Source organism: Agitococcus lubricus, from assembly GCF_003051055.1.
In the GTDB taxonomy this organism is placed as follows: Bacteria; Pseudomonadota; Gammaproteobacteria; order Pseudomonadales; family Moraxellaceae; genus Agitococcus; species Agitococcus lubricus.
Genome location: NZ_QAON01000002.1, coordinates 81101 through 101530 on the forward strand (window position 1 = coordinate 81101; position 20430 = coordinate 101530).

Below are 20430 nucleotides of genomic sequence, written 5' to 3' on the forward strand. Positions count from 1 at the left end.
TCTTGTTTACTTGGCCTTAAATGCAAGTTGTTTGGAGCTACTATCGGGAACGCATGCTATTTTTAAGTTATCATTTAGGTCGTGCTCGGCGTTTAGCGCTAAGGCTGTTTCTACTTTTTTAATACTCATGCTAATTCTCTCTGATTGGCATAGGATTGCGTTAAAGCCAATTGAAAACATCCGCACCTCTAACTGACAGATGCTTTAGACTACTTATCCATTGCAACTATTCATTATCTCCTTGTGGTCATCATTATGCCCAAAAAACATCCCTCTCCAACCCAAACTCCTACAGCACAAACAGAGAGTATTCCTTTAGCTCGTGCGGGGGTTCGCCTTGCAGCCGTCATTTATGATGGCTTATTAATTGTGGCACTTAATGCGATTGTCGCCGTCGTTCTCGTGGTGATAGCAACACCGTCTGATATGTCTACCAACAATCAAACTGTCGTCTTACCTGATTGGTTTAGAAGCCTAGTCTTATTTCCTGCAATGGTGGTCATGACATGGTTATTTTATGGCTATTTTTGGCGCAAGAATGGTCAAACGCTGGGTATGCAAACATGGCGACTGAAAGTCATTAAACCTAACGGACAATTATTATCGTGGGGGGATGCGGCAGGCCGTTGTGCAGCGGCAATGATTCTGCCGACCTTTTGTGGTTTAGCAGCCAGTTTTTTATATCACAGCGCGGGAGCATTTGCCCTAAGTATCCTATTTGGTTTTGTCGGCAATTATTTATGGTCATGGGTGAATGGACGTGGCTTAGCTTGGCACGACCAATTATCTGCCACGGTGGTCATTCGAGTCCCCGTTGACCCTCGACAAAAACGCGGTGTCTTAGGATGGTTTTCTAAAACTGAAGACTAATATGCTGAGGGTCCTTGTTCTCCCAAACAGCGAGAGCAAGAATAGGGTCTGTTGGCATTTTGATTGTGGTTGCGAAAGAAGCTATTTTTATCAGCAACGCGGCTCACACACAAAACATCAACAGCCTCTAGACTAAATCCCTACTTTCCAACCGTTTACCAACGGATAACGTCGGTCTCGACCAAATCCTCGTTGGGTGATTCGTGGGCCAATCGCCGCTTGCCGACGCTTATATTCATTAAAGTCGACCATTTTTAAGACTTTATATACCGTCTCTCGGTCAAAACCTTCACCAATAATGGCCTCAGCACTGTAATCGTGCTCAATATATAACGCTAAAATGGCATCTAAAATGGCATAAGGCGGCAAACTGTCTTCATCTTTTTGGTCGGGCGCTAATTCTGCTGAAGGTGGACGGTCAATCACGCGTTGAGGAATCACCGCCATACCAGCAACTTGATTACGATAGGCTGCCAAACGAAACACTAAGGTTTTGGGTACATCCTTTAACACATCAAAACCGCCAGCCATATCACCATACAGGGTGGCATAACCAACGGCCATTTCGGACTTGTTGCCTGTGGTTAACACTAACCAACCTTTTTTGTTGGATATGGCCATTAATAAAACGCCACGACTACGTGCTTGTAAATTTTCTTCGGTTTTGTCTTTGGCTAAACCTGCAAAATGGGGCGCTAATAACTGACTAAAACTGTGTACCGCAGGCGCTATTTCTATCACACTGTAATTGACGCCTAAGGTATTCGCCTCGGCAGCGGCGTCTTCTAAACTCATTTGGGAGGTGTAATGATAAGGCATCATGACAGCATTGACACGCTCTGCCCCCAAAGCATCGACGGCAATTGCCAATACTAAGGCCGAATCTATCCCTCCTGACAAGCCTAATATGACCCCCTTAAAACCACATTTATTGACATAATCACGCACACCTAGTACCAAAGCCTGATAAGCCGCGGCCTCTTCTGTCAATACAGGCGCACGCGGCTGCACACTAAACCCGTGGTCATAATCCAAATACATCAAGGACTCTTCAAATAAAGCGGCTTCGTAGGCCACCTCACCATTTGCATTGACCGCAAAAGAACCACCGTCAAACACCAACTCATCTTGACCGCCCAATAAATTGGCATAAACAATGGGCAATTGCGTCTCAAGTGCACGTTGCTTAACGACGGCAATTCGTTCTGCTTGTTTATTCAAATGAAAGGGTGATGCATTCAGATTGAGAATTAACTGTGCACCCTCTTGTTTAGCTTGTGCCAGCGGCTCTGGATGCCAAATATCCTCACAAACACTTAAACCAATCTGCACCCCTGCAAAGCTAAAAACACCTGACTGATGCCCTGCACTAAAATAGCGTTTTTCATCAAACACTTGATAGTTTGGTAGTTTTTGTTTGGCATACTCAGCCAAGCACTGTCCGTTGAACCATGCGCCTGCCATATTATAGAGTACCCCATCGATAGCTTTGGGATAGCCCACAACCAACAAAATATCACGAATCGTGGCGAGCTGTGCGAGGGCTTGCGCGATACGCACAGCCAAACTAGGCCGTAATAATAAGTCTTCGGGAGGATAGCCTGTTAAACATAATTCTGGACACAATAAAATTTGCGCACCTTGCCCCTTTGCTTGCGCTGCAAATTGGCTGACTAATTGGGTGTTATGGACAATATCACCCACGATAAAATTAGCTTGGACGACCGCAATACGCACACTCATATCGATTCCACAGGGGCTATGAATTGAAACAAGCACGGTATTGTGCTTGCTTTTAGGCTACGCGTGATTATCGCTTATTTAACTGAATAATCCTTAATTTTCTCGCATCAACGCCCAAAAAACAGACAGCTATTGCCACATAAGGATAAAAAAGAGGGCTATTTGTGTTGACCATCATGGCCTTACTGAGCATTAAAAACAAAATACAACAGCTCTCTACTAAAATGCCTTGTTTTTACTTAGACTACCCAAACACTCAACGACCATAGGTGTCAGGCAATGGGAATATTACGTCTTATTATTATTGCGGCTATTATTTGGTTTGTTTATATAACGATTAAACGCGCATTGCAAAATAAAGCCAGTCCCTCTAGCATAGAGACGCCCAATCAATTGATGAAAAAGTGTGCTTATTGTGGCGTTCATATTCCAGAGGGTGAAAGTACACAGTCACAAGGCTATATTTTTTGTAGCGAGGCTCATCGAGACCTTTTTTTACAACATAAATCATGACAACAAAAACACATTTCCCAGAAAGTCACGATGATTGGCGTTTATTACGCGTTTATGTCTATTATCGTTTAGTGTTAGCCAGTTTATTATTGAGTTTATTTACTTTATCACCAAGCTCACCCCTGTTGGGTTTTGAAAATCCAAAACTTTTTTTATATTCTAGCATTTTATATTTAGCCTTAACCTGCGTAAGTTTGATTATTAATCAGAAAATAAAAACGCACTCTCGATTACAGGCCTTTATTTTTATTATTATTGATATTTTAGCGATTACTTTAGTAATGCATGCAAACGGTGGCCCTACGCCACAACTGAGTATGCTGTATTTAGTGATGGTTGCCGCTGGTAATATTTTATTACCCGGCAAACAAGGCCCCATGATTGCTGCCGTTGCCGCATTAGCCGTCTTATATGAACAGTTCTATTTTATATTAACGACCTCGCAAAGTTTCAGCTCCGTGAATATCGGCCAAGCCTCGTTATTAGGCCTTAGTTTTTTTGCTGTTGCACTTTTTAGTCAGTTAATTAGCCACCGCTTTCGCCAAATGGAAGCGCTAGCACTACAACGCTCTATTGAGGTAGAAAACTTACAACGGCTAAATGAGCAAATTATTGACCGTATGCACACAGGCATTTTGGTGGTGAATGAAGAACGACAATTATTATTATTTAATGCTGCATCCAGACACTTATTGGGTTTAGGGCATACCTTTATTGGCATTGCCCTAAAAGATTTATCCAGTACTATTGACGCTGGCTTATTGGCATGGCGTCAAAATTTAATGATGCGGCCTTTAGTCTTCAAAAACCAACCTGGATATCCAGAAATTAATGTCTCTTACATGCAACTTGGACATGACCAAAAACACGCCAGAACCTTGATTTTTCTGGAAAATACGGCTCAAATGGCACAAAAAGCACAACAGCTTAAACTAGCCTCTTTAGGTCGTTTGACAGCCAGTATTGCCCATGAAATTCGTAATCCCTTAGGGGCTATTAGCCACGCGGCGCAACTATTAGAAGAGTCAGAAGATATTCGGGGGGCTGACCGACGCTTATTAACGATTGTCAGTCAACATTGTATTCGGGTAAATAATATTGTTGAAAAGGTTTTACAATTATCGCGCCGACAAAAATCCTCTCCACAATTATTAAATCTTAAATCATGGTTATCTGACTTTTTTGATGAGTTTCAGTCAAGTCTACAAGATAACGAGTTGATTATAGAATGCCCTGATGAATTAATGATTCGTTTTGATACAGACCATTTATATCAAATACTCAACAATATGATTACAAATGGCTTATATTACAGCAAAAAAAACAATAATAACACCGTTAAAATTATTGCTAATACAGATGACATTAATAGTCTTCCTTATTTAGAAGTTTATGATTTTGGGCCTGGTGTTTCTATAGAGCAACAACGAAATTTATTTGAGCCTTTTTTTACCACAGAAAAAACAGGGACAGGCTTAGGACTTTATCTCTCTCGCGAACTGTGTGAAGCTAATCAAGCGCATTTGGATTATATCCCACAAACTGTTGGTGCTTGTTTTCGCATTACTTTTTCACATCCTAATCGGTTAATCTAAACATGAAAACATTGGCTTTAATTATTGATGATGAACCAGATATTCGTGAACTCTTAGAAATTACTTTAGAGAGAATGGATATTGAATGCCGTAGCGCCGATGGCGTTGATAGTGCCTTAGCCTTATTAAAAAAAGAAAAATTTCAATTATGTTTAACCGATATGCACCTCCCCGATGGTAGTGGTTTAGAAATCGTACAAGCCATTCAAAAACACTATCCACACATTCCCGTTGCGGTGATTACTGCCTATGGCAGTATGGATATGGCCGTTACGGTACTCAAAGCAGGCGCGTTTGATTTTGTTTCTAAACCCATCGAATTGAGTCGCTTACGCGATTTAATTCGTAATGCAGTCAAAGTGAGTAAACCCGTCACTGCGCAGAATGATGACCGACGCTTACTGGGTTCCTCAGACATTATGAATGAATTACGCACGACCATTCGTAAATTAGCGCGTAGTCAAGCGCCTGTGTATATCAGCGGTGAATCAGGCACAGGCAAAGAAGTCGTTGCCCGATTAATTCACGACTTAGGCCCTCGTGCAGAAAAACCGTTTATTCCCGTCAATTGTGGCGCAATTCCCTCCGAACTGATGGAAAGCGAGTTTTTTGGCCATAAAAAAGGCAGTTTTACAGGCGCTACTGAAGATAAACTAGGGCTATTTCAGGTGGCTAATGAAGGGACATTATTCTTAGATGAAGTGGCTGATTTACCCTTGACGATGCAAGTAAAATTACTACGCGCTATTCAAGAAAAAACCGTACGTCCAATTGGGGCTGCGAAGGAAATTGCGGTCAATATTCGTTTATTAAGCGCAACACATAAAGATTTAGCCATCGAGGTTGCAGAAGGACGTTTTAGACAGGATTTATTTTATCGCATCAATGTCATTCAAGCGCGTATTCCTCCGTTACGTGACCGAGGCGACGATATCATTGAACTGGCCAATAGCTTTTTAGCCAAACTCAGTGACGATTGGGGCTTAACCCAACCCAAACTACATCCTAAAACACAACAAGCACTCAAACATTATAGTTTTCCAGGTAATGTTCGTGAGCTACAAAATATTTTAGAACGGGCACTGACCCTGTGTGAAGGCCAAGAAATATTACCCGACCACTTACAACTGCCAGAGCATACGCAAAGCCAATTATCACAGCCTCATTTATATGCCATTCCGACACCTAATGAAAGTGACTCCCTAGAAGATTACTTACTCAATATAGAAAAGAACATGATTATCAAAGCCTTAGATGATACACGTTGGAACCGCACCGCCGCCGCCAAAAAATTAGGTATGACCTTTCGTTCTTTACGCTATCGTCTGAAAAAATTAGGACTGGATGATGGTAATGACGAAGATGAGAACTCATAATAATTGATAAGGACTCGCATCTACCGTTGTTGACTGTTGGGTAATCAGTTGGCTAATCAGTTGTGCTGATGCTGGGGCTAATACCAAACCATTACGAAACTGTCCTGCATTGACTGACACATTTTGCCAATGCGGGACATGACCAATAAAAGGAATGCCATTAGGCGAAGCAGGCCGCAGGCCAGCCCACTGTTTAATGGGTTTATGTTCTGCCAATGACGGCATCATACGCTCAGCAGACTGTTGTAGGGTCTCACGTGCTACTAAAGATGGCATTTTATCAAAACCCACATCTTCTAAGGTAGAACCACACAAGATATGACCATCCAAACGTGGAATCAAATAGTGACCTTGATGCAATATCATTTTATTTAACACTTGTGTGGGTAATTTATACAACAACATTTGCCCTTTGATGGGTTTGATAGGCAAACTGTAGTTAAATGGCGTCAGTAGATGATTTGTCCAAGCTCCTGCCGCAATTAATACATGGTCAACCTCGTAGCGCTTTTTATCAATCTGTACAGCTAATACACGTTGTTGTTTGACTTCCCATTGCTCAACTATACGATGACTAATAACTTGGACGCCCATTAAATTGACCGCTTTTATTAGTGCTTGTAATAGTCGAGGATTACGAACATTAGCGATATGTGGCAACAAAACACCTGATTGAAAATTATTAATCACAGGCGCTAAACGGCGCAACTCCAGTGGGCTTAATACTTCTATAGGTTGTTGATAGTATTTAGCCCATACCAACGCATCTCTGGCATCATTTGGCTCTACCATTAACAGACCACAAGTATTTAACTCAATATCAATACCCGTTAGTTGCAATAGTTCTTTTTGTAAAGTTGGATAGGCAGCCTGTGCTTGTTGTGCAAGCGTTGTCACTGCTGGCGGGTAACGCCAAGGATACAAGGGAGAAATAATCCCCCCGCCCGCCCATGATGCTTCTGTGCCTAAGTTCTGTTTATCTAGCAACAGCACTTGACAGCCTGCCTTTTGCAAATAGAACGCACTTAACAGGCCAATAATACCGCCACCTACTACTAATACACGCATAATACCTCAGTATTTTTTTGTTTATCTACTAGTCAACTATCTTATTAACATTTACTCTTTACACCAGTAACGCATGTTAGTCACCATGCTTTACAAGGACGTTTTTCTACACAAAAAGGGATTTTACCATGAAGCATCGTGGCTTTACGCTATTTGAACTCATGATATCACTCGTCATTTTTAGTATCATCTTATTATGGGGCAGTTATTATTTATCCTCGTTAATCAAGCAAGTACAAGCCCAACTCGTAATGTATCAATTATCTAGCCTTGTACAATCTGCTAAAAGTTACGCGTTCAACAATCATATCAATGTCACTTTATGTGGTAGTAGTGATAGCTATCATTGTGATAACGATTGGTCAACGGGGGTACTTGTTTTAGAGGATAGAAATAGAAATGGCTTAGCGGATGGGGAAGACAAGCTGCTTAAATTTGAACCTTTGATTCTACAGCCTCACCGACTCTCATGGCAGGGGTTTAGCGGTCCTCGCCTAATCATCGAAAGTTTTGGTATGACGTATGCGAGCAATGGTACTTTCACATTTTGTCGACATGATGGGGAAGCTGAATTTAGTCGGCAGGTTATTATTAGTCGTGGCGGGCGTGTACGTTTTTCTCGCGATAGAAATGGGGATGGCATACATGAGACTAGCTCAGGCATGCCCATTTCCTGTCCTGATTAACGGACACTCCATGCTTGTTGAGGATTCGCTAAGTTACATGAAGCCGCAATATCACTGCCTTTATTCCAACAACGACGGCCTTGGCTATCCAATTTGAGTGCACCGTCACCCGTTTGCTGCGAACCAGATGCGGGTACTGCTGCCAACTCCCAAGACGTCGCATTCGCTGAAATGGTTAAAGTAAAATTATATAACACCGAGCCACCCGCTTTAGGATAAGTTAAGGAGCCATATAATGCAGGCAATGTAGCGCCTTGATACGTCAATTGCTGTGCTTTATAACGCTCTAAAAATGAAGCAATTTGGAGCATTTCTGATTGTACCGCACCACGATTATTACGTGTGGTATATTCCTGATAACTTGGGATAGCAATGGACAATAAAATAGCCACAATCGCTAGACCCGTCATTAATTCCATCAAAGTAAAACCAGTCATTTTTTTCATTATTTCATACTCCAAGAGAGGCCTAAGCCTCTCTGTCATTACTAGGGGTTAACCTGAGGATTACGCTGAACCTCTTGCCAACGAATCTTGCGAGAATGCGGATTATTCGTGACACTCGGACTGTCATTCAAATTTTTTCCTGTCCCTTGATTACCCGTTAAAATCACAACTCGGCTTTGATTGGACGCATCTTTACCAATCAATAACTGGGAATCACCACTTAAGCCCAAGAGTAAATTATCACGAACGCGGGTTGTTTGATCACTGCATAATTTACCGTAGGGCATACACATAATGTACAACTTTGTTCTACCCGTTACCGCACTACAACTATTATTTTGGTTAGAAGGCACATAGGTGTTAAAGACAATTCGGCTTTCGGTTTTTTGGTCTGCTGTTTGCAAAGCAAAAATCAGCGCACTGGATAAGTTCTTTTCACCTGCGTCTGGTAGATTCATATACCAGCCTTTTTTACCTGTAACATTAGCACCAGCGGTTGCAGTCAAATCGGAGGATAATAGTGCTAAGTCATTTGGTGTTGCTGTCGCCTGTAGTGAAGCACTATTTTCTGCCAAAGTCAGCAAGTCTGCTCTTGGGGCATCATAATCAAAGATAACGTGGAATCTATCTTGGGTTGTCACATTCAGCGGATGGCTCTGATAACCCGACCCTATACCGACCGCTAAAAACGGTGCTGGCGGCGTGGCGTTATCACGATATAAGGCTACTGTAGCTGCATTATAGAAACGACGTTGGTCTGTCGCACCTAAGCCTGATGCAGCCGTTTGACCTAATTTAGCCAGTACTTTGACGCGCTTGACTAAGCCCGTATTAGTGGTGGTTTTATTATTGATATCTAAACGAAAGACTTGCCCACCTAAATCACCGATATAAATGTTGTCAACCAAACCATCGGAGTTAAAGTCAATTAACTTAGGTTCACTGGGCATTGAATATTGCATTTCAGTCACATATTTAGTGGGTGAATCTGTGGTATTACCACTGGCAGACCAATAGAGTTGCCCCGTTTGTGCATCAATAATATAGATTTGATTGCCTTTGTCTGCACCTGTAAAAAGCGTATTCTCTGTTTCATGGCGCTCATCGTAGCCGCCTGCAAACACCAGTACAGTTTTTACTTGATTGTTAATTTTCACATTACCCACGACAGGTTGAGACCATGTTTGTCCCAAATTAGCGTATGCCCCTACGCCACCTTTAATACTAAAGAGCAGTTTAGGTTTGGTAATATCGGTCAAGTCTAAGGCATAGTAGTTATTCCCCCCCATGCGCATACCGCCATATAAATAGACTTTATCACCTGAGCCAATTTGCCCATCACCATTCACATCTTGACGCCATACTGTCCACGTCAAATCCATACCAAACTCTGGCAATGCAACACCTGACGGATTATCAAACTGCTGTTTTAAGGTAGCTAACTTTTCACCTGGAATAAAGGCGAACTGTTCTACCCCTGTATTCGCATTAATCGCATGGAGCGTACCTTCTGTGGTACTAAAGAAAATAATATTCTTTTGTTGCGATGTATCTGACGGATTAGAACCGGAGAAACCATAGTTCACTAAAATGGGTTGTGAATGTAAACCTGCTCCCAACTCTCTGCGTAACGCTGTGCTTGCAGAAACAGAAACTAAGCCATTTTCTAAATCAGTAATGGCATAACCTTTATACCAATTCATCAGATTTTTATAGAGATTATCATCACTGATATTCATGATTGACTTAGCAGAGGCGTTAAACTCGGCGTTAGTTAAGTCAATTTTTTGCAAGGGCAAGGTGTATGTGGTTGGCAAACTCCCCGTATAGGTATACATATTACGGCTTTCTGGATTAGGCAGCTGTTCGGCAGCCCCACCCGATAATACAGAACCACCATCGTCTGCTGCACTCCAAAAGCTTTGGCTGGTTTTTTTGAACATGCCGTCACTATCTATCGCATCCTCTGAATTCGCATCTTGTACCTCGCCTGTATCAAACGACAATTTATAACGCTTTAAGTTACCATCCCAACGCACGCGTTGTGGCACAGGCTCGAACAACAGATAATATAACTGATTCAAACTATTAAGACGGTTATATTGGTTGACTGCCACGCCAGGTGCTGAGATAGAACCACTAAAATCGATGGCGGAAGAAATCGTTTCTAAAATAGCCGTGATTAGTTTGTTCTCATCCGTGGCTTGATAGTATTTACCATCCCCTAAACTAGCGACTTTTGCCATATTAGCACCTGTGACACCATTTGTTCCCTCAGGGCCAAAAATAACGGTGTTGGTGCGTATAGGACTATTGACACGATTATTGGTGAGTTTGGCGTAACGTGCTAAATACATCATGCAGCGCCAGTCTGTTTTTGACGAAGTACCCGCAATATTGGCGGCATCAAACGTGGCATTGGTTGCCGAACATGAGGCATCGCCCGTAATTTGTGGTACGCTACTATCTGCTCCCCCTAAACCATTGGGCTGACCGTCTGTTAATAAGAAGATGTAGTTACCCGCACATTGATTTTGTGCATTTACAGGCGTTTTGTAGGAGGTGCCTGCATCATTTAAGGTACGCACATCAGGCGTTTGTGCTGAGGTATGTGACGTCATACCAAACATATAACGTGCCGTTTCCGCATAAGAACCTGCTAACGGGGTTGCACTGGGAATGTCTAGTGCCTGAATGGCTTCATGCAATTGCTCACGAACGGTTTGTAATACGCGTAAATCGTTTAATTCAGGTACTGTCCACGTCACCGTCAATAACATTGACTTTGAGGACGCACTGTTATCACGTGCGTAAAAAGTGGCATTACTCGAATTGGATGTTGACGTAGAAGTATTACGCATTCTAAAACCAAGGGCATTGCCTACTGCCCATGTCGGTTTATTGACAATAGACTGTACCGCATCCGTTACATTGATTGTCAGTACATCATTATTATTAGTTGCACCTACAACGGTCGAACCACTGACTAAACCAGAAGGTGTAAAGGTTGTCACTGCGGAACTCGGGCTGGTAACAACGGGTAAGGCATTTAAGGCATTCACCTCGGTGGTTGTACAGGTCGTCGCAGCACAAAATGCATTCAGATTATTACTATCAAACACATGAACTTCGGTCGGTCTGATACCTGATGCAATAGTTGTTGCAGAGGTTGCACGTAAGGTTGCGCTGTTAATGGTTGCACCTTGCGGAATTTCTAAGCCATTAAATCGAAAACCTGCATTGTTACGCAAAGCAGGAGAAGAGTTGACACGGTTATATTGCAAGGTAGTGCCATTCGTTGACCCTGATGTTGATGTCCAAATCGCATCATCGGCGGGTAACTTGATACCATACACACGCGTTGACGTGACATTTTTCATACAACTCGATGATAAACTGGGGTCAATCGTATAGTTAATGGTCAGTTTTGGGGCATATTCTGGTTTAGAAATATTATTTGCGCCCTTATAAGAGTAAGCGACACGTGTCGCTGGCAAAGTGCCAATGTCACGTAAACGGAACATCATACCGTTACCGCCGCACCAATCACTACGATTAGCAATATATTGTACTAAGCCCCCGACATTAATGGTCACAGAGGTATTGGCTGTCCATGCAGGTGGCACAAAATTACTGATACTCGGGTCGTTATAATAACTGCGCGAGGCAATTGACGTACTGGTAAAATCGGGGGCGTTACCTGTATCTTGCACGCTGACTTGCCATGTCGACAACAAAATATCCGATTGTTTAGCCGTCAGTTGTAATGTTGCACTGGAGACAATAGCGCCTTTGGGTAAACGCACATCACCAAAGTACAAACCCACCGCCTGATTTTGACCACTCTTTGCCCCCACAGTCAGGTCTACAGTCCCTGTGATGGTACCTGTTGCTTCTTCAGCATCTGTTTTTGCGGAGACAGGTGATGTCGCGCCTGTATTATTAACCGAACCTGATGGGTTAATTTCTACGGCTGCATCTAAGGGGCGTGCAGGATAAATCACCCATCCGCCAGCACCATTTTGCGCATAACGAGATAGTCCCATACGCAGGAAGCCTGGTGCGGGTGTCACACCGCCGCCGCCATTCAAAATTTTATCCATTGAGCGTTTCAAGGTCGTCATACGCCCGTCTGCTAAAACACATCCCCCTGAGGAAGGGTAAGAAGCATTGGGACTGCCTTCATTTTGTACACACTGAGCCATACTACCCGAAGTGTCAAACATCATCATCAAGGTAGGAGAACGCTCAATATTTGCGTTTTGGCGTGTGTATACCTCTGTATCACTGGCATATGCAGGGACAAAAACCAAACTCATATAACTAAAGGCCAGTAACGATGATAGTAACTTAGCAGGCTGGGGTTTAGAGTAATTCTTCATTGACATTTCCCTCCGTTATACATCTGTAACGACATGGTATAAGCAGATTGTGGATGTTAGTTATTTTGGTCAACCAATAAATATTCTTGACGGGTGGTCTTAAAGACAGCACCTTGGTCTGTCAGGCAGTCTGTCACTGTATCAATTTCTGAAGGGTCTGATACACCAGGTGCAAACTCGTCATTTGGCGCTTGTAAACAATTATCAATCGCGCTTTTAGTGGCGGAGCCAAAATTGGGTAGTACAGATGTGGAGGTCACTACCACATAATACCCTCCGTTGGGATTACCATCCGCATTGACACCTAAATCTGCCCCTTCAAATGGACGAAAGCTGCCAGAGATACCTACTTGTGTAGACACAATATTACGTGCACTGACATAATCGGTGCCCGAAGTCTGGCATACGCCTGTTTTTAAGTTAGGAATTGCGGTGACAACGCCCGTTTTACGGGTCAAACAGTAGACCGCTTCTTGGTCTGAGAATGATTGATTATTCAAGGCTTTCCACAAAACACCATTAGGGTCTGAAATTGCTGTTCTAATTGATGCACCTGTCACACCAATCGCTTTTTCAACAGCGTCTATCCCCATATCACTTGAACGAAATAAAAGTGCGGTGACTTGGCTATTTGTCGCAATCGATAGATTGGAAAGACTCATACGCATAGCGGAAATACCTAGAATGGTAATCACCACTAAGATAATCAAGACTGTAATTAATGCGGCACCACGCTGCGTAGACTTATTGTGCAAATTTGTATACATATTTACCTCAACATATCTGACTAGCATCAGCAGGGTCACAGAATTGGGCTACATTTCTTAATAAGACCGTATTTTCATAAACACGTCTAATTCTACTGTCACGTGGCGGCGTAATATTTTGATTGAGTACGGCAACAGGCTGAGGCACAGCGGGTTGTCCTAACCCACCTGTTTGGTCTAAAGAGGTAATCATTAAAGCCATTTTGACCGCTAAGATTTGCGGATTTCCTAATGCGGCATATTGTGTAGGCGTAACATAACGCTGAACAACCGCGGCGTTAGTTGCACCTACGGTGGCGACACCCAATAAAATTTGAAAGTTATCAACCGCAGGCAATAAAATAACGCCGTTATCCCCATAATTAGTCAATGTTCCACCATCGTGTGAGCCAGCATCGCAGGCTAATGCCGAGGCGACGCCCGTTAAAGGGTCAGCACGCAAAAAGAATCGCTCAACGATATAGCGTCCACCAGCAACATTGTTTCCTTCACAATCACGGGCTTGGTTATCCGCATAACGCTGTACGACTAATTGGTCGCTATTGGTTGCTATACCGACAGCAGATAAACCATCGCCTGTAATTTGGGCTGCGGTTGCTGTGGGTAATTCTGTAGTATTAGTGACAATACCTGTCCAACGCGTCCTGTATTGGGTATCCATAATGGCAGGAATGTACTGCGCTCCCTGCACACTACGCATGATAAAGCCTGTACCCAAACGGCTATTTTCATTGATATCGCCTAAACCGCGTTGTAAGGCAAAACTTTGCTGATTGGTGACGAATAGTTGTGTCGCTGCCAATACAATGACTAAGCCCAGTGTCATCGACAACATCAGCTCAACCAGTGTAAAACCGTGATTTTTTTTGAATATGGTACTCATTAGTAAATCTCCAGCATCACACAATCTGCCCCTAACCTATAAAGACCTGTAGTCAACGAACAATCATTGACACCATTACCAACAGTAGGTGTCGTATCGTTCCAAGCGACATAAAGACAACGGTTATTGGCTAATGGGCATGCTGCCATACCAATTCGACCATTGGGTAGTGTTCTGGCAGCCACTTCGACGGCATTACGAATATCATATTGAGCCATTTGTGCAGGCGTACAATTATTCGTTTCACACAAATTAGCCGCAACGGCTAAAGGATTCCAAGCGGCATTGTACGTTGCAACACCTTGTTGATTTGCCATGACTTTTTCTGCTAAATCTTGCGCTAAAGCCATTGCTTGTGAGCGGTACATAGCCTCATTGGTTGTGCCTAAAGAACGTATTTGCAATGCCGCAAAGCCCATCACAGTGATACCCAACAAAAGCAAAGCCACTAAAATTTCGGGCATACCTACGCCTCGTTGACGGGATAAGCTTCTCATTTTTTTCATTGTTATCCCCCTTATAGGCAAACCGTGTTTGTGGTGTCACGGCGCACAATAATACGTCCCGTACTCGTCAGGTTAATGATGCTGCCTGTTTCATCATCCACATTGCCATCACAAATGGTGAAATTGATATTTACAGGTGCCCCTGCCGCATTTTTGACAGCACCCGTCACATTATCAAATAGAAACGTGTTGAGATTTTGAGAAGGGGCTATTGATACCGTACTAGGAATAGCGCGGTTCTCAAAGACGGTAGTGACTGTGCCATTAATAACTTGTGTTGCACGCCACCCACCTGCACCCCACAGGTTATTGATATCACCAGGACTAATGGCAACAAAAGAGATATCTCTATGCTCTAACAAGGCTTTTGCTCTGGCATCTGCTAATGAAGAGGCAAAATCTGATGCTACACTTCTAACACGGGCATTCGCTTGTATCGTTTGCGTCATCGGTACAGCCATAGTCAGTATAATTACGGCTATGGTGAGCGTAACCATTAACTCAATAATCGTAAAACCTTTGTTATACTGCATGGTAGAAGTGCCCATTTAGAGGGTTATATATGACTTATTATCAACATTAGGCCTGCTTTGTAGTAGACACAAGCGCGCTACGACAATCGGCATTTTTTGTTAGACCAAGAGTTTTTACAAAATATATTGTTACAAATTTGCAGTAGGGATACGCAACTCTTTAGGCATTGAAAAGACCACATTTTCTTCCCTTCCTGTGATTTCTTGTGGGGTCTGACCGCCCCATTGTTGTAAACGTTGCACGACTTGTTGAATCAGGACTTCAGGTGCTGAGGCACCTGCTGTCAAACCGACTTTTGTCTGTGCACCAAACCATTCTTTATTTAATTGTTCTGCATTATCAATAAGATACGATTTTTTCCCCATTCGCTCTGCTAATTCACGCAAGCGATTTGAATTAGAAGAATTAGGCGAACCGACAACGAGAACCACATCACACTGCTCTGCTAAGGTCTTGACCGCATCTTGTCTATTTTGCGTCGCATAACAAATATCGTCTTTACGCGGCCCTTGAATCAGCGGGAATTTTGCTCTTAAGGCATCAATCACACGTGCTGTATCGTCAACAGACAAGGTGGTTTGTGTAACAAAAGCTAACAAACTGGGATTATTGACGGTTAAATTTGCGACGTCTTTTTCATCCTCAACCAAATAAATACGACCACCGAATTGGGTATCATATTGCCCCATGGTGCCTTCAACTTCGGGATGTCCTGCATGGCCAATTAAAATGGCTTCGACACCTGTACGTGCATAACGCGTGACCTCCATATGTACTTTGGTCACTAAGGGACAAGTCGCATCAAACACTTTAAGTCCACGCTCACTTGCTTCATCTTGTACTGCTTTAGAAACCCCGTGTGCACTAAAGATAACAATCGCATCATCGGGTACTTGTGTCAGCTCATCAACAAACACTGCACCGCGTTGACGTAAATCATCAACCACAAATTTATTGTGTACAACTTCATGGCGAACATAAATGGGTCGACCAAAGACCTCTAATGCTCGATTGACAATCGCTATCGCTCGATCTACACCTGCACAAAAACCACGAGGATTAGCTAAATTTATTTCCATGACGTCTCTCTATCACTTAAGAGTGAATGGTTGTTCACTAATATCTCGCACACTAATGATGTCGACTTCAAAAAGCAAGTCTCTACTGGCTAAAGGGTGATTAAAGTCTACTATCACGCTTGTTTCTGTGATTTCTTTCACGACACCTGCTAGTTCGGCTTTGCTCTTATCAGCAAATGACACCACTAACCCCACAGTTAATTCATCTGCAAATAAGTTCTTGTCAAACATTTGGACATTGCCTTCTTGCCACTCACCAAAGCCGTTTTTAGCTTCAATAAAAATAGAACGTTTATCGCCTGCTTTTAAGCCAAAAATGGCTTTTTCGAAGCCGTCTAATAAACTGCCATCGCCAACGGTAAAACTGACAGGCTGCTCACGCTCACGCGTGGTATCTAAGAGTTGGCCATTAGCCAAACACACGGCAAAATGCAGGGTCACGACTTTATTTGCGCCAATACGTTGAATATCTTCTGTCATGGTGCCGATACCTGTCGTTTTTGCTCAAAAAATAAAGAATCTATCATCAACATCACTGCGCCAATGGTAATCGCACAATCTGCAATATTAAAAATCGGAAAATGCCATGTCTGATAAAAGACATGAATAAAATCAATGACATAACCATAAGCCATACGGTCATATAAGTTACCCACTGCTCCGCCTAATAATAAGGCAATGGCAAAGGCTAGAAATTTTGCATTTTTTTCTAATTTTATTAACCAAATTGTCAAACCTAAACTCACCACAACGGCTATGCCTGCAAAAAACCAACGCTGCCAACCGCCCGCATCATGTAAAAAGCTAAAGGCTGCGCCATAGTTATAAGCGAGTGTCCAGTTTAAGACAGGCAACAACTCAATCGATTGGCCTAATTGTAATGTTTGATTAAAATAGACTTTCGTCACTTGGTCGATAACGATAATGATAATACTTAACATCAACCAAGTTAAGTTTTTTAAATGTAAAGATGACATTACGTAATGTTCTCTCGCCGTAGAGCTGATTGCTCTCACCCCACCCCTCTCCCTCAGGGGGAGAGAAGCACAACTAAAGCCTAATGAAACAATGAGTTTTCAACATAAAGCCCTCCGTTGAGGGCTTTATGGCTTAGGCAAAATGTCGAACCTCGCCCTGCCCTGCTACGTTTTCTACGCAACGCACACAAACTTCTGGATGTTCGGCATGACTACCGACATCAGCACGATAATGCCAACAACGTACACACTTGGTATGTGTTGATGGAGTCACTTTAACGTTTAAGCCTACTACATCAGTCGCTTGCCCTTCACCATTTTGGTCGGACAATTTAGCCGACGAAGTGATGAGAACAAAACGTAACTCATCACCTAGTAACGCTAGACGGGCTTTTAACTCGGGTACAACATATAAAGTCACTTCGGCAGATAAGCCCGAACCAACTTCTTTGCGAGTACGTGCTTCTTCGATTTCTTTATTAACCGCCGTTTTTACGGCCATCACCTGTTGCCAATAAGCACGAGTCAACATGGGTTGGCTGTCGTCTTCGGGTAAAGTCGCTAAACCTTGATACCATTCGGTCAAAAACACTGATTCCGCACCTGCTTGTGGAATTTCTTGCCAAATTTCATGCGAGGTAAAACTCAAAATGGGTGCACACCAACGCACTAAGGCTTGAATGATATGATACAGAGCCGTTTGAGCGGAGCGACGTGCCAAAGAGTTGGCTTGCGTGGTGTACTGACGGTCTTTAATAATGTCTAGGTAAAAACTGCCTAAATCTAAAGAACAGAAGTTATGTAGCTTATGATAAATACTATGAAACTCATAAGCCTCATAAGCGGCAATAATGTCGGTTTGCACTTGTGCGGCTTTATCCACTACCCAACGGTCTAAAGCCAACATGTCATTGGTTGGCACAAGATGTTGTGCAGGGTCAAAACCTGCTAAATTGGCTAATAAGAAGCGCATGGTGTTACGAATACGGCGATAAGCATCACTCATCCGTTCTAAAATGACTTTAGAAACAGACATTTCACCACTGTAGTCGGTGGCAGCCACCCATAAACGAATAATGTCTGCACCAAGCGTTTTCATAATGTCTTGTGGTGACACCACATTACCCAAAGATTTAGACATTTTGTGGCCTTTTTCATCCACCGTAAAACCATGCGTTAATACCGTTTTAAATGGCTTATCACCATTCGCGGCTAAAGCAGTCAATAAAGACGATTGAAACCAGCCACGATGTTGGTCGGAACCTTCTAGATATAAATCGGCAGGATAACGCAAATCTGGACGAGTTAAGACACAAGAATGTGTTACACCAGAATCAAACCATACATCTAAGGTATCAGTGACTTTTAGGTAATTTTCTGCTTCTGCGCCTAATAAAACCGCCGCATCCATATCCCACCATGCGTCGATACCTGCTTTTTCAACTTCAAGCGCAACCTTCTCGATTAAGTCGATGGTTTGTGGGTGTAATTCGCCTGTGATTTTATGGACAAATAAAGCAATTGGTACACCCCACGTCCGTTGACGTGAAATACACCAATCAGGACGACCTTGCATCATGGATACAATACGCGCCTTACCCCAATTGGGCAACCATTGTACTTCGTCAATCGCTTGCATCGCTGCATCACGTAAGCCTTTTTGTTCCATGCTAATAAACCATTGTGGCGTTGCACGGAAAATAATGGGTGTTTTATGTCGCCAGCAATGTGGGTAACTGTGTTTGATTTTAACGTGCGCTAATAAACGGTTATTGGCTTTTAGCGTTTCAATGATTGGCTCATTGGCCTTGTTAACGTGCATACCTGCAAACAAGGGTGTATTGGGCAAAAACACGCCATTATTATCAACAGGGTTATCCACTTTTAAGTTATATTTTTTGCCCACCACAAAGTCATCATGGCCATGACCAGGTGCCGTATGTACCGCGCCTGTCCCTGCATCAGCCGTCACATGTTCACCCACAATCACAGGCACAGTACGTTCATAAAATGGGTGTTGTAAGGCAACATGCTCAAAAGCTGCACCTGCAACTTCAGCCAACACGTGAATATCTTCTGCTTGATAACGTGCCAATGTCGCTTCATACAAGGCTTGAGCTAACACTAAAACACGCGTTTGTTGTTCAATAGTCGCTTGTACCACAACATAGATTAACTCAGGATGCAAACTGACCGCTTGGTTAGCAGGCAACGTCCAAGGTGTGGTTGTCCAAATAACAAAATCCACCGCAGCAGGTACGTTGGCCAAATTGGCACGTTTCGCAAAGTCTGCAACATCTTGTACAGCAAATGCGACATCAACCGCATGAGATTGTTTATCTTCATATTCCACTTCAGCTTCGGCCAAGGCAGAGCCACAATCCATACACCAATGCACAGGTTTTAAACCTTGATGCAAATGGCCATTGGCGGCAATTTTGCCTAAGCTACGAATAATGTCCGCTTCTTGTTGAAAATTCATGGTCAAGTAAGGATTATCCCAATCCCCCAACACGCCTAAACGCTGAAAGTCAGCTTTTTGGTTTTCAACATGGCCAATGGCAAAGTCACGACAATGTTGACGAAACTCTTTGGCAGACACTTTATGCCCTGCTTTACCAAATTTCTTTTCGACATTAAGTTCGATAGGCAGGCCATGACAATCCCAACCTGGCACATAGGGCGCGTCAAAGCCTGCTAAGGTTTTGGATTTGATAATAATATCTTTGAGAATTTTATTAACCGAATGACCAATATGAATATTACCATTGGCATAGGGAGGACCATCGTGCAAAATAAATTGCGGACGACCAGCACGTGCTTGACGAATCTTTTGATATAACTTGTTTTCTTGCCAATCCTTTACCCAATTTGGCTCACGCTTGGCTAAATCAGCTTTCATCGCAAATGCCGTTTCGGGCAAATTTAGCGTGCTTTTATAATCAACAGTCATCTTTTATCAATCCTATATTTGGGACTTAGCTTGTTTCATACGGCATCAATCC

At 42.9% G+C, this 20430-nt stretch carries 18 protein-coding genes; 5 read left to right on the plus strand and 13 right to left on the minus strand.

The window, feature by feature from the left end; all coding sequences use genetic code 11:
- Window positions 1-6 precede the first annotated feature (6 nt).
- Window positions 7-129 carry a hypothetical protein gene (locus tag C8N29_RS17280; protein ID WP_275656195.1) on the minus strand — a complete coding sequence of 41 codons (123 nt, stop codon included), beginning with the start codon at window positions 127-129 and terminating at the stop codon, window positions 7-9.
- A gap of 126 nt (window positions 130-255) precedes the next feature.
- On the opposite strand from C8N29_RS17280, the gene C8N29_RS02815 reads away from it, so the two are divergent.
- Entirely contained in the window at window positions 256-870 is a 615-nt protein-coding gene (locus tag C8N29_RS02815; protein WP_107864520.1) for an RDD family protein, read from the plus strand.
- 132 nt (window positions 871-1002) lie between these two features.
- On the opposite strand, the gene C8N29_RS02820 is transcribed toward C8N29_RS02815, so the two are convergent.
- Entirely contained in the window at window positions 1003-2613 is a 1611-nt protein-coding gene (locus C8N29_RS02820) for an NAD+ synthase (protein WP_107864521.1), read from the minus strand.
- A 279-nt stretch (window positions 2614-2892) separates the two neighbouring features.
- Between C8N29_RS02820 and C8N29_RS17410 the strand changes: the two genes are divergently transcribed.
- Genes C8N29_RS17410 through C8N29_RS02835 form a run of 3 tightly spaced genes read left to right on the plus strand, consistent with a single transcriptional unit; the run spans window position 2893 to window position 6097 of the window.
- On the plus strand, window positions 2893-3126 hold the full coding sequence (locus tag C8N29_RS17410) for a PP0621 family protein (RefSeq protein WP_107864522.1): 234 nt from the start codon (window positions 2893-2895) through the stop codon (window positions 3124-3126).
- Window positions 3123-4721, plus strand: coding sequence for a sensor histidine kinase (locus tag C8N29_RS02830; protein WP_107864523.1), 1599 nt, complete (start codon window positions 3123-3125; stop codon window positions 4719-4721). Before C8N29_RS17410 ends, C8N29_RS02830 begins: the two co-directional genes overlap by 4 nt.
- 2 nt (window positions 4722-4723) lie before the next feature.
- Window positions 4724-6097, plus strand: coding sequence for a sigma-54-dependent transcriptional regulator (locus C8N29_RS02835; protein WP_107864524.1), 1374 nt, complete (start codon window positions 4724-4726; stop codon window positions 6095-6097).
- On the opposite strand, the gene thiO is transcribed toward C8N29_RS02835, so the two are convergent.
- On the minus strand, window positions 6092-7165 hold the full coding sequence (thiO, locus tag C8N29_RS02840; RefSeq protein WP_107864525.1) for a glycine oxidase ThiO: 1074 nt from the start codon (window positions 7163-7165) through the stop codon (window positions 6092-6094). The two genes, C8N29_RS02835 and thiO, sit on opposite strands and share 6 nt — an antisense overlap.
- Window positions 7166-7293: 128 nt before the next feature.
- Between thiO and C8N29_RS02845 the strand changes: the two genes are divergently transcribed.
- Window positions 7294-7851, plus strand: a complete 558-nt coding sequence (locus C8N29_RS02845; RefSeq protein WP_107864691.1) for a GspH/FimT family pseudopilin — start codon at window positions 7294-7296, stop codon at window positions 7849-7851.
- On the opposite strand, the gene C8N29_RS02850 is transcribed toward C8N29_RS02845, so the two are convergent.
- The 10 genes from C8N29_RS02850 to ileS form a co-directional block, all read right to left on the minus strand.
- Window positions 7848-8297, minus strand: coding sequence for a type IV pilin protein (locus C8N29_RS02850; protein WP_107864526.1), 450 nt, complete (start codon window positions 8295-8297; stop codon window positions 7848-7850). The two genes, C8N29_RS02845 and C8N29_RS02850, sit on opposite strands and share 4 nt — an antisense overlap.
- 41 nt (window positions 8298-8338) lie before the next feature.
- Complete coding sequence (locus tag C8N29_RS02855; RefSeq protein ID WP_170106862.1) at window positions 8339-12679, minus strand: PilC/PilY family type IV pilus protein; 4341 nt, start codon at window positions 12677-12679, stop codon at window positions 8339-8341.
- A 56-nt stretch (window positions 12680-12735) separates the two neighbouring features.
- The gene (locus C8N29_RS02860; protein ID WP_170106863.1) at window positions 12736-13446 is read right to left on the minus strand and encodes a pilus assembly PilX family protein; all 711 of its coding nucleotides are present in this window, start codon (window positions 13444-13446) and stop codon (window positions 12736-12738) included.
- Window positions 13447-13453: 7 nt separating this feature from the next.
- Window positions 13454-14329, minus strand: a complete 876-nt coding sequence (locus tag C8N29_RS02865) for a PilW family protein (RefSeq protein WP_107864529.1) — start codon at window positions 14327-14329, stop codon at window positions 13454-13456.
- Window positions 14329-14835, minus strand: a complete 507-nt coding sequence (gene pilV / locus C8N29_RS02870) for a type IV pilus modification protein PilV (protein ID WP_107864530.1) — start codon at window positions 14833-14835, stop codon at window positions 14329-14331. Before pilV ends, C8N29_RS02865 begins: the two co-directional genes overlap by 1 nt.
- An 11-nt stretch (window positions 14836-14846) precedes the next feature.
- Window positions 14847-15368: a GspH/FimT family pseudopilin gene (locus tag C8N29_RS02875; protein ID WP_170106864.1), complete on the minus strand. Its 522-nt coding sequence runs from the start codon at window positions 15366-15368 to the stop codon at window positions 14847-14849.
- A gap of 129 nt (window positions 15369-15497) precedes the next feature.
- Window positions 15498-16448, minus strand: a complete 951-nt coding sequence (ispH, locus tag C8N29_RS02880; protein ID WP_107864532.1) for a 4-hydroxy-3-methylbut-2-enyl diphosphate reductase — start codon at window positions 16446-16448, stop codon at window positions 15498-15500.
- Window positions 16449-16460: 12 nt separating this feature from the next.
- On the minus strand, window positions 16461-16928 hold the full coding sequence (locus C8N29_RS02885; RefSeq protein ID WP_107864533.1) for an FKBP-type peptidyl-prolyl cis-trans isomerase: 468 nt from the start codon (window positions 16926-16928) through the stop codon (window positions 16461-16463).
- Window positions 16925-17425, minus strand: coding sequence for a signal peptidase II (gene lspA / locus C8N29_RS02890; protein ID WP_107864534.1), 501 nt, complete (start codon window positions 17423-17425; stop codon window positions 16925-16927). The genes C8N29_RS02885 and lspA overlap by 4 nt, the downstream gene beginning before the upstream one ends.
- Before the next feature lie 133 nt (window positions 17426-17558).
- The gene (ileS, locus tag C8N29_RS02895) at window positions 17559-20378 is read right to left on the minus strand and encodes an isoleucine--tRNA ligase (protein ID WP_107864535.1); all 2820 of its coding nucleotides are present in this window, start codon (window positions 20376-20378) and stop codon (window positions 17559-17561) included.
- Window positions 20379-20430 lie beyond the last annotated feature (52 nt).